Origin of the sequence: Sphingomonas sp. NPDC019816 (assembly GCF_050274375.1) — a bacterium.
Taxonomy (GTDB): domain Bacteria; phylum Pseudomonadota; class Alphaproteobacteria; order Sphingomonadales; family Sphingomonadaceae; genus Sphingomonas.
This window is the reverse complement of sequence record NZ_JBNNOB010000146.1, coordinates 1-8,617: the sequence shown is the minus strand read 5'-3', so window position 1 is coordinate 8,617 and position 8,617 is coordinate 1. Positions and strand designations below refer to the sequence as shown.

Below are 8,617 nucleotides of genomic sequence, written 5' to 3'. Positions count from 1 at the left end.
TGCCCATCTTCACCAGGCTCCACGAGCGCAGGATATATTCCTGGATCGAGGCCCTGATCCACCACATCGCATAAGTGGCGAGGCGGAAGCCGCGATCCGGCTCGAATTTCTTCACGCCCTGCATCAGGCCGATATTGCCCTCCGAGATCAGCTCGGAGGTGGGCAGGCCATAGCCGCGATAACCCATCGCGATCTTCGCCACGAGACGCAGGTGCGAGGTGACGAGCTGCGCCGCCGCCTCGGGGTCGCCATGCTCTTGGAAGCGCTTGGCGAGCATATATTCCTGCTCCGGGGCAAGGATCGGGAATTTCTTGATCTCGGCGAGATAGCGGTTGAGCGACTGCTCCCCGCCCAGTGCAGGAATCGTCGCCGGGACGTTGCTGCCTTTTGCCATGATCCTTATCTCCCTTTCTGGAGCTTCATTCCGTCCGCCTCCGTGATCCGGGGCAAGGCGGTCTTCTGCTATACGTGAAGCCGGCTGAACAGTTCCTGCATGTCGGGCGGCATCGGGCTCTCAAACGCCAAAGCGTTACCACTTATGGGATGAATAAAGCCCAGATGCGCCGCGTGCAGGGCTTGGCGCCGGAAATCGAGTTCATCGAGCAGGGCTTTTTGAGCACCCTTTGTTCTACCATAGACGGGATCGCCCAGCAAGGCGTGACCCAGCGATTGCATGTGCACCCGCACCTGATGCGTGCGCCCCGTCTCCAGCCGGCATTCGACCAGCGCGGCGTTGTTGAGCTTCTCGATGGTGCGATAATGGGTGACGGCGCGCTTGCCGCCCTGCACGATCGCCACCTTCTTGCGGTTCTGCGGACTGCGCGCGAGGGGCGCGTCGACCGTGCCATCGGCGGGACGGGGAATACCCCCGGTGATCGCGCGGTAACGGCGGTCGATCGAGTGCGCCGCGAACTGCTTGGCCAGCCCCTCATGCGTGCGGTCGGTCTTGGCCGCGACCATCAGGCCGGAGGTGTCCTTGTCGATCCGGTGGACGATGCCGGGCCGCGCGACGCCGCCGATCCCCGACAGCGATCCGCCGCAATGGTGGAGCAGCGCATTGACCAGGGTGCCGTCGAAATTACCGGCGGCGGGATGCACGACCAGACCGGCGGGCTTGTCCAAGACGATGAGGTGTTCGTCCTCGTACGCGATGACGAGCGGAATATCCTGCGCCTCGTTATGCGCTGGGAGGGGCGCCGGCACCGCGACCTGGAACAGATCGCCCGCCGCCGCCCGCTTGGCGGGGTCGCGTGCCATCACGCCGTCGCGGGTCACCGCACCGCTGGCGATCAACACCTTCAGCCGTTCGCGCGACAGAGTCGGCACCGCATCGGCCAGCGCGCGGTCCAACCGCCAGCCATCCGCTGTGGGCGCGATCCGCGCATCGATGATGGAAACCCCCCGGTCCATAGAATAGGTAATTGGGCATGACCGTAACGATTTCAAGCGAAGCGCTCGACTTCCTGTTGATAACCGCCGCCGCGTCGCCCGATCGCGAGGTGTGCGGGCTGTTGCTGGGCGAGGAGGACCGCATCGTCGCTGTCGTGCCCTGCGCCAACGTCTCGCCCGAGCCGTGGCATCGGTTTGAGATCGATCCGGCCGCGCTGATCGCCGCGCACCGCGTGTCGCGCGGCGGCGGACCGGCGGTGATCGGCCATTACCACTCGCACCCGACCGGCCTTGCCGAGCCGTCGCCGCGCGACGCCGCCGATGCCGCGCCCGACGGCTCGACCTGGCTGATCATCGGCGACGGTACAGTCACTGCCTGGCGCGCGGTCGCGGCGGGCCGACGCCATGGCCGGTTCGATCCGCTCACGCTTGCTTGCGCCGACGGCCCGCCCACGGCAAAAAGGGAAACTTCGTCAAGGGATTTTGCATGACCGTCAGCCCGGTGGATTTCGCGAGCCTGCTATGTTCGCGACTGTGCCACGATCTTCTGTCGCCGGTGGGCGCGCTCAATAACGGGCTGGAGCTGCTCGCCGATGAAACCGATCCGGCGATGCGGGCGCGGTGCATGGAATTGCTGGCCGACAGTGCGCGCGCCTCGGCCAACAAGCTGAAATTCTTCCGCCTAGCGTTCGGTGCGGGCGGCGGCTTCAGCGAGCGGGTCGACATGGCCGAGGCGAAGGCCGCGATCGAGGGGCTGCTGGTCGACAATCGCCGCACCACGCTGGGCTGGCTGGTCGAGGCGTCGTCGCTGCCCAAGCCGGCGGTGCGCATCCTGGTCAATTTAGCGCTGATCGCGGTCGAGGCGCTGGCACGCGGCGGGACGATCGACATCGGTGCCGAGGCGGGGCGCGAGGCGATCGAGATCGCGATCCGGCTGGAGGGGCCGCGCATCCTGCTCGACCCCGAAATCCGCCGCGTGCTGATGGAGGGACAGGGGGGCGAGCCGCTCGGCTCGCGCACCGCGCCCGCCTTCCTGATCCACACGCTGACGGTCGAGCATGGCGGCATGACCCTGGTCACCGAGCCCGCGCCCAATACCATGATCCTGGGGGCCGCGATCCGGGCTGGGTAAACGCCCTTTTAATCTTGTGGCGGCAAGACGGGCTCCGAACTCTCGGTGTCCCGGGGAAATATGGACGACCTGCTGCCGGAATTCATTGCCGAAACCCGCGAGACGCTGGACGCGCTGTCCGGCGAGATCGTCGCGTGGGAAGCAGACCCTGCCGATCGCGGGCGGCTCGATGCGATCTTCCGCTTCGTCCATACGGTGAAGGGCAGCTGCGGCTTTCTCGACCTGCCGCGCCTGTCGCGGCTCAGCCATGCCGCCGAGGATGCGCTGGCGGCGGTGCGCGACGGCGGGCGGGTGCCCGACACCGCGCTGGTCAACGGCGTGCTGGCGATCGTCGACCGGATCGGCGCGGTGGTCGAGGCGATCGCGGCGGGGGTGCCGCTCGACGATTCGGATGACGAAACGCTGATCGCCGCGCTTCTGAAGGTGGAGGCGCCGGCCGCCGCCGCCCCGCGCCGAACGGTGACCGCACCGCGCGCCGCGCCGCGCAGCATCCGCCTGAACGTCGATCTGCTCGACCGGATGATGAGCGGCATGTCCGACATGGTGCTCGCCCGCAATGAACTGGCCCGCCGGTTGCGCGACGATGTGCTCGATCCGCGTGTCGAGGCGGCGCTCGACCGGTTGTCGCTGACCGTCGCCGATATGCGCGATACGGTGACGCGCACGCGGATGCAGAAGGTCGATGCGCTGTTCGCAGCGCTGCCCCGCATGGTACGCGACACGGCGGCGGAGCTGGGTAAGGCGGTCGAACTGCGGATCGAGGGGTCGGACGTCGATCTGGACCGCGAGATGATCGAGATGATGCGCGACCCGCTGGTCCACATCATCCGCAACGCGATCGACCACGGGATCGAGCCGCCGGCCGAGCGGCGGCGGCGCGGCAAGACGGCGGCGGGCCGGATCCGCGTCACCGCGCGCCAGTCCGGCAATCAGATCCTGATCGAGATCGAGGATGACGGCGCGGGCATCGATGTCGCGCGCATCGCCGCCAAGGCGGTGGCGAGCGATCTGCACAGCGCCGCACAGGTCGCGGCCATGAGCCCGGCGGAGCGGCTGAACCTGGTCTTCGCGCCGGGCCTGTCCAGCCGCGACACCGTCTCCACCCTGTCGGGGCGCGGGGTCGGCATGGATGTGGTGCGCGCCAATATCGAGCATGTCGGCGGCCGGATCGCGCTCGACAATCGGCCCGGCCACGGCCTGACCCTCACCATCCAGGTACCGCTGACGCTGTCGATCATGTCGACCATCGTTGTTGCCCTGGGGAAACAGCGTTTCGCCATCGCGCGCCAGTCGATCGAGGAGATCGTCAGGGTGCGCGGGCGGCAGGTGCGGATCGACCCGGTCGGCCCGGCGCAGATCGCCACGGTGCGGGGACGCCGCCTGCCCATGCTGCCGCTGGGGCCCTTTCTTGGCCTGGGGGACTCGGCGCCCGCGACGCTGGTCATCGTGTCGACGCGGGATGGCGACTACGCGCTGGGTGTCGACGATGTGCTCGATACCGAGGAGGTGGTGGTCAAGCCCGCCGCCCCGGCGGTGATGGCGACGGGACTCTACGCCGGACAGACCCTGCCGGACAGCGGGCTGCCGATACTGCTGCTCGACGGCGGCGGGCTGGCGCAGGCGGCGGGACTGCGGTTCGACCGGGTCGCCGAGGTCGAGGCCGCGGCGAGCGAGACCCAGCGTGGTACGCCCGCCTTGCTGTTCGAAGACCTCGACGGCGCACGCCGGGCGATCCCGCTGGGCGCGATCGATCGCGTCGAAAGGATCGCGCCGGCCGCCATCCACCGGTCGGGTGATCAGGTCCGCCTGATCGTTGGCGATACGACGATCCCGCTCCATGCGGCCAATCCCGATGCGCTGGCGGCGGCGGCGCGGGGCGGCGATATCGAGGTGCTGCGCCTGACCGATGGCGATGCCGAATGCGGCTATGCGATGGCGTGCACCATCGAGATCATTCCGCTGCCCGCCGACATCGCACCCGCCGCCGGCACCGGTCCGATAATGGGTGTGACCGTTTGGGACGGCCATGCGATCGAGATCCTCGACCCGCTGGCGCTGTTCATGACGACCGGCCTGCCGCAGTCCGACGGAGCCGCGCCGCTTTGTCTGCTCGACGGCGCCGGGGCGGCGTGGATGGACCGGTTCCTGCGCCCGGTGCTGGAGGCGCACGGCTATCGCTGCGCGTTGCACCTCGCGGCGGGCACGACGCCCGACGTGCGGTTGATGATGGAGGACGACGCGGTGAGCGCGCTGGCGGTCGATGCGCCGGTCGTGCGGCTGCGGCGGGACCGTGACGGGGGGGGCGACGGCGACAGCATCTATCGTTACGACCGGTCCGCGCTGATCGCCGCGCTGGCCGGCCATGCCCGCCGGGGAGGCCGCTGATGCCGTTGTTCCTGATCGCCCGGATCGCCGGGCAGGGCGTGGTGTTCGATGCCGACCAGGTCGATGCCGTGGTCGATATCGGCGAGGTGGTGGACGTGCCGCGCGTCGAACCCTCGATCCGGGGGCTGGCCGCGCTGCGCAGCCGGGTCGTGACCGTCATCGACACCCGGCTGGCACTGGGGCTTGAGGCGGTGGCGGACCATGTGCGGCGTGCGGTCATTACCCGGCAGGACGGGCATTATTACGCCATGCTGGTCGACGAGCTGGACGATATCGAGACGTTCGAGACCAGCCCGATGCCGCATGCGCCGCCCACGCACGGGCGCTGGCGCCGTGCGGTCGACGGCATCGTGGTGCGCGATGGCGAACCACTGCTGATCCTCGATCTGGCGCGTCTGGTGCCTCAGGGGACCGCGCTGGCGTCGTGAGCGATTAACCTCGCCCTTACTTTCGCCCGGCTAGAGTGCGGCAAGGTCCCGGCGGGATCGGTTGCAGTAGAAGGCATGCCGCATGAAAACCTGTCTGGTGGTCGACGATTCCAAGGTGATCCGCAAGGTCGCCCGCCACATCCTGGAAACGCTCGATCTGGAGGTGCGCGAGGCCGGCGACGGGCGCGAGGCGCTGGAGGCGTGTCTCGAATCGGTGCCCGACGTGGTCCTGCTCGACTGGAACATGCCGGTGATGAGCGGGATGGACTTCCTGCGGGCGCTGCGCGAGGCTCAGGTGACGCCCCGGCCGCGCATTGTCTTCTGCACGACCGAGAACGGCATGGCGCATATCCGCGCGGCGATCGACGCGGGCGCGGACGAATATATCATGAAGCCGTTCGATCGCGAGACGCTGGAGAGCAAGCTTCAGCTCGTCGGCATGATCTGATCCCGTCGCCCGGACCTTCGTGCGGAGCCACCCCGGCATGGCCTCTTCCCCCTATCTCCGACCCGCCACCCCGGATGCCGGCACCCGCATCCTGATCGTCGACGATTCGGTCGTGGCACGCGCGCTGATCGCGCGGCAGATCGAACCCTGGCCGGGCTTCGCGGTCGTCGGTGCGGTCGCGCATGTCCCTGCGGCTCTGGCGTTTCTGGCGGAGAACGAGGTCGACATCATCCTGCTCGACGTCGCGATGCCGGGCATCGACGGCATCACTGCGCTACCCCGGCTTCTCGCCGCGGGACGCGGGGCGCGCATCATCATCGTATCCTCCTCCACGCCCGCAGGTGGCTCTGCGGCGGTCCAGGCGCTGGCGCACGGCGCGGCCGACACGCTGGTCAAACCCCGTCCGCAGGGGCTTGGCGAGTTCAGCCGGGCGCTGCGTCACAAGCTGGAAGCGCTGGCGACGACGCGCGACGTCGCACCCCCATTGCCCGCGTCGCGACCGGCGTCCGCCCCGATGAGCCGCATGGCGATGCCCGAGATCATCGGCATCGGCGCCTCGACCGGCGGCATCCATGCGCTCGCCCAGTTGCTCGCCCCGCTACCGGACACGATGACGGTGCCGATCGTCGTCACCCAGCATCTGCCCGCCGCCTTCATGGCCTATTTCGCGGCGCAGCTGGCCACGGTCGCGGGCCGGCCCTGCGACGTGGCGCAGGACCGGATGCGCCTGCGCCCCGGCCGCATCGTCGTCGCCCCCGGCGATGCGCATATCGGCTTCGCGCCGATGGCCGATGGCGGTGCCGCGATCCGGCTCGAGCGCGGACGCGCCGCCAGCGGATGCCTGCCCTCGGTCGATCCGATGTTCGCCGCCATGGCGCGGATATGGGGCCGGCGGGCGATGGGCATCGTGCTGACCGGCATGGGGCGCGACGGGCTGGAGGGCGCGCAGGTCCTGAAACAGGCGGGCGGCACCATCATCGCGCAGGACGAGGCGAGTTCGGTGGTCTGGGGCATGCCCGGCGCGATCGTCGGCGGCGACCTGGCCGACATGGTACTGCCGCCCGACGCGATCGGCGCGATGCTGGCGCAAGGGATACGCCCGTGACGGCGCCGGGCATGCGATCCGCCCCGCCATTCCCGCAACCCGGTCATCCCGCGCCGTCGCCCAAGGCGTCGGCCCAGGCCCTCAACGTGCTCGCCGCGCTGCTGGAGGCCCGGACCGGCCAGCAGATCGTCCGCCACCGCTCGACCCGCGTCGACACCGTGCTGTTGCCGCTAATGCGCGAGCGCCGGCTGGAGACGCTCGACCAGCTGGTCCTGGCGATCCTCGATGGCAGCGATCCGTCGCTGGCGGGGCGGGTGGTGGATGCGCTGGTCAATTGCGAGACGTCGTTCTTCCGCGATCCGCAGGTCTTCGACCTGATCGCCGAGACGGTCGCCACCATCGAACGGACCGGGCGGCGCGCGCGCATCTGGAGTGTGGGATGTTCGACGGGGCAGGAGCCGCTGTCGATCGCCATGGCCCTTGCCGAGCGGAACGACGCCCTCGGGACGGCCATGCCCGACATCGTCGCGACCGACGTGTCGGAGGCCGCCCTGGCCAAGGCGCGCGCCGGCAGTTTCACCCAGTTCGAGGTGCAGCGCGGACTGCCCATCCGGCATCTGGTCCGCTGGTTCGAGGGGCGGGCGGACAATGAATGGGTCGTGCGGCCCGAATTGTTGCGCCACATCGCCTTTCGGCACATGAACCTCGTCTCAGACCCGCCGCCGCCCGGCGGCTTCGACCTGATCCTGTGCCGCAACGTCATGCTGTATTTCGCGCCGGAGGCCAAAAGGCGGGTGTTCGACATCCTGGCCTCGGCCATGCGGCCCGGCGCCGGCTTGATCCTGGGCGCGGGCGAGACGGTGATCGGCCAGACCGCGCTGTTCCGCCTGAGCCCGGGCGGAAGGGGACTGTACGAGAAAATCCCGGAGGAAGAGGAACCTCGCACGGCATGAGGGGCGTATCCATGGGCGATCGTTGCCGCTAGACGGACGAAAGCGGACCGGGGCCGTTCAGGAGGTTGCATGACGATCGTCGACACGCCGTCACCCAATTTCGACGTGCGGAGTTTGCCCATATCGATGATCGTGCTGCACTATACGGGCATGCAGGACGCGGAATCCGCCATCGCGCGGCTGCGCGATCCCGAGGCCAAGGTGTCCTGTCATTATCTCGTCGCCGAGGATGGCACGGTGCTGCGCATGGTCGCCGAGGAGGACCGCGCCTGGCATGCCGGCAAGTCGCACTGGCGCGCGACCGAGGACGTCAATTCGGCGAGCATCGGCATCGAGATCGTCAACCCCGGCCATGACTGGGGCTATCGCCCGTTCCCCGACGAACAGATCGCCGCCGTCATGGAATTGGTCGCGGACATCCAGACGCGGCATGGCATCACGCGCGGCAACATCGTCGGCCATTCGGACATCGCCCCGGCGCGAAAGCGCGATCCGGGCGAGCTGTTTCCCTGGGGTGCGCTGGCCCGGCGGCGACTGGCGCTGCCGCGTCCGACCCGGAATCTGATGGATCCGATGTGGACCGAGGCGGGCTTCTGCCTGGCGCTGGAGCGCTTCGGCTATGACGTGACCGACCGGATGGCGGCGATCATGGCGTTCCAGCGGCGGTTCCGGCCCGAGCTGATCGACGGCGAGATCGACGCGGAGTGCCGGATGATCCTGCTGGCGCTGCTCCTGCCGCGTCCGCAGGGGGATGATTGAGGGGGCGGGGCGTGGGCTTCGACTTCGCTCAGCCTGAACGGCTGTTGGGGTAAGGTTGCATTCGGCCTCCGCTCAGGC

10 protein-coding genes are annotated in these 8,617 nt (G+C 68.8%); 8 read left to right on the top strand and 2 right to left on the bottom strand.

Annotation, left to right across the window (positions count from 1 at the left end):
* Positions 1-394 (bottom strand): sigma-70 family RNA polymerase sigma factor (locus tag ACQKJZ_RS16495; RefSeq protein ID WP_427732441.1); only part of this gene is annotated, 394 nt, incomplete at its 3' end.
* 68 nt (positions 395-462) lie between these two features.
* Positions 463-1,410: an RluA family pseudouridine synthase gene (locus tag ACQKJZ_RS16490; protein WP_427732439.1), complete on the bottom strand. Its 948-nt coding sequence runs from the start codon at positions 1,408-1,410 to the stop codon at positions 463-465.
* Positions 1,411-1,427: 17 nt separating this feature from the next.
* Here ACQKJZ_RS16490 and ACQKJZ_RS16485 point away from each other — a divergent pair, with 17 nt between their 5' ends.
* The 8 genes from ACQKJZ_RS16485 to ACQKJZ_RS16450 all read left to right on the top strand — a co-directional run bounded on the left by ACQKJZ_RS16485 (position 1,428) and on the right by ACQKJZ_RS16450 (position 8,539).
* The gene (locus tag ACQKJZ_RS16485) at positions 1,428-1,880 is read left to right on the top strand and encodes a M67 family metallopeptidase (RefSeq protein ID WP_427732437.1); all 453 of its coding nucleotides are present in this window, start codon (positions 1,428-1,430) and stop codon (positions 1,878-1,880) included.
* A complete protein-coding gene (locus tag ACQKJZ_RS16480; RefSeq protein ID WP_427732435.1) occupies positions 1,877-2,521 on the top strand; it encodes a histidine phosphotransferase family protein in 645 nt (214 codons plus the stop codon). Before ACQKJZ_RS16485 ends, ACQKJZ_RS16480 begins: the two co-directional genes overlap by 4 nt.
* A 60-nt stretch (positions 2,522-2,581) precedes the next feature.
* A complete protein-coding gene (locus tag ACQKJZ_RS16475; protein WP_427732433.1) occupies positions 2,582-4,906 on the top strand; it encodes a chemotaxis protein CheW in 2,325 nt (774 codons plus the stop codon).
* On the top strand, positions 4,906-5,334 hold the full coding sequence (locus ACQKJZ_RS16470; RefSeq protein ID WP_427732431.1) for a chemotaxis protein CheW: 429 nt from the start codon (positions 4,906-4,908) through the stop codon (positions 5,332-5,334). The genes ACQKJZ_RS16475 and ACQKJZ_RS16470 overlap by 1 nt, the downstream gene beginning before the upstream one ends.
* Positions 5,335-5,416: 82 nt before the next feature.
* Entirely contained in the window at positions 5,417-5,782 is a 366-nt protein-coding gene (locus ACQKJZ_RS16465) for a response regulator (protein ID WP_312490638.1), read from the top strand.
* Positions 5,783-5,819: 37 nt separating this feature from the next.
* Positions 5,820-6,887 carry a chemotaxis protein CheB gene (locus ACQKJZ_RS16460; protein ID WP_427732428.1) on the top strand — a complete coding sequence of 356 codons (1,068 nt, stop codon included), beginning with the start codon at positions 5,820-5,822 and terminating at the stop codon, positions 6,885-6,887.
* 11 nt (positions 6,888-6,898) lie between these two features.
* On the top strand, positions 6,899-7,780 hold the full coding sequence (locus ACQKJZ_RS16455) for a CheR family methyltransferase (RefSeq protein ID WP_427732426.1): 882 nt from the start codon (positions 6,899-6,901) through the stop codon (positions 7,778-7,780).
* Positions 7,781-7,849: 69 nt separating this feature from the next.
* Entirely contained in the window at positions 7,850-8,539 is a 690-nt protein-coding gene (locus ACQKJZ_RS16450; RefSeq protein ID WP_427732424.1) for an N-acetylmuramoyl-L-alanine amidase, read from the top strand.
* Positions 8,540-8,617 lie beyond the last annotated feature (78 nt).

Excerpts from the sequence above, each read along its gene's own strand:
- ACQKJZ_RS16485 (WP_427732437.1), top strand. The coding sequence starts at position 1,428 with ATGACCGTAACGATTTCAAGCGAAGCGCTCGACTTCCTGTTGATAACC.
- ACQKJZ_RS16475 (WP_427732433.1), top strand. The coding sequence starts at position 2,582 with ATGGACGACCTGCTGCCGGAATTCATTGCCGAAACCCGCGAGACGCTG.
- ACQKJZ_RS16465 (WP_312490638.1), top strand. The coding sequence starts at position 5,417 with ATGAAAACCTGTCTGGTGGTCGACGATTCCAAGGTGATCCGCAAGGTC.
- ACQKJZ_RS16460 (WP_427732428.1), top strand. The coding sequence starts at position 5,820 with ATGGCCTCTTCCCCCTATCTCCGACCCGCCACCCCGGATGCCGGCACC.
- ACQKJZ_RS16455 (WP_427732426.1), top strand. The coding sequence starts at position 6,899 with ATGCGATCCGCCCCGCCATTCCCGCAACCCGGTCATCCCGCGCCGTCG.
- ACQKJZ_RS16450 (WP_427732424.1), top strand. The coding sequence starts at position 7,850 with ATGACGATCGTCGACACGCCGTCACCCAATTTCGACGTGCGGAGTTTG.
- ACQKJZ_RS16480 (WP_427732435.1), top strand. The coding sequence starts at position 1,877 with ATGACCGTCAGCCCGGTGGATTTCGCGAGCCTGCTATGTTCGCGACTG.
- ACQKJZ_RS16490 (WP_427732439.1), bottom strand. The coding sequence starts at position 1,410 with ATGGACCGGGGGGTTTCCATCATCGATGCGCGGATCGCGCCCACAGCG.
- ACQKJZ_RS16470 (WP_427732431.1), top strand. The coding sequence starts at position 4,906 with ATGCCGTTGTTCCTGATCGCCCGGATCGCCGGGCAGGGCGTGGTGTTC.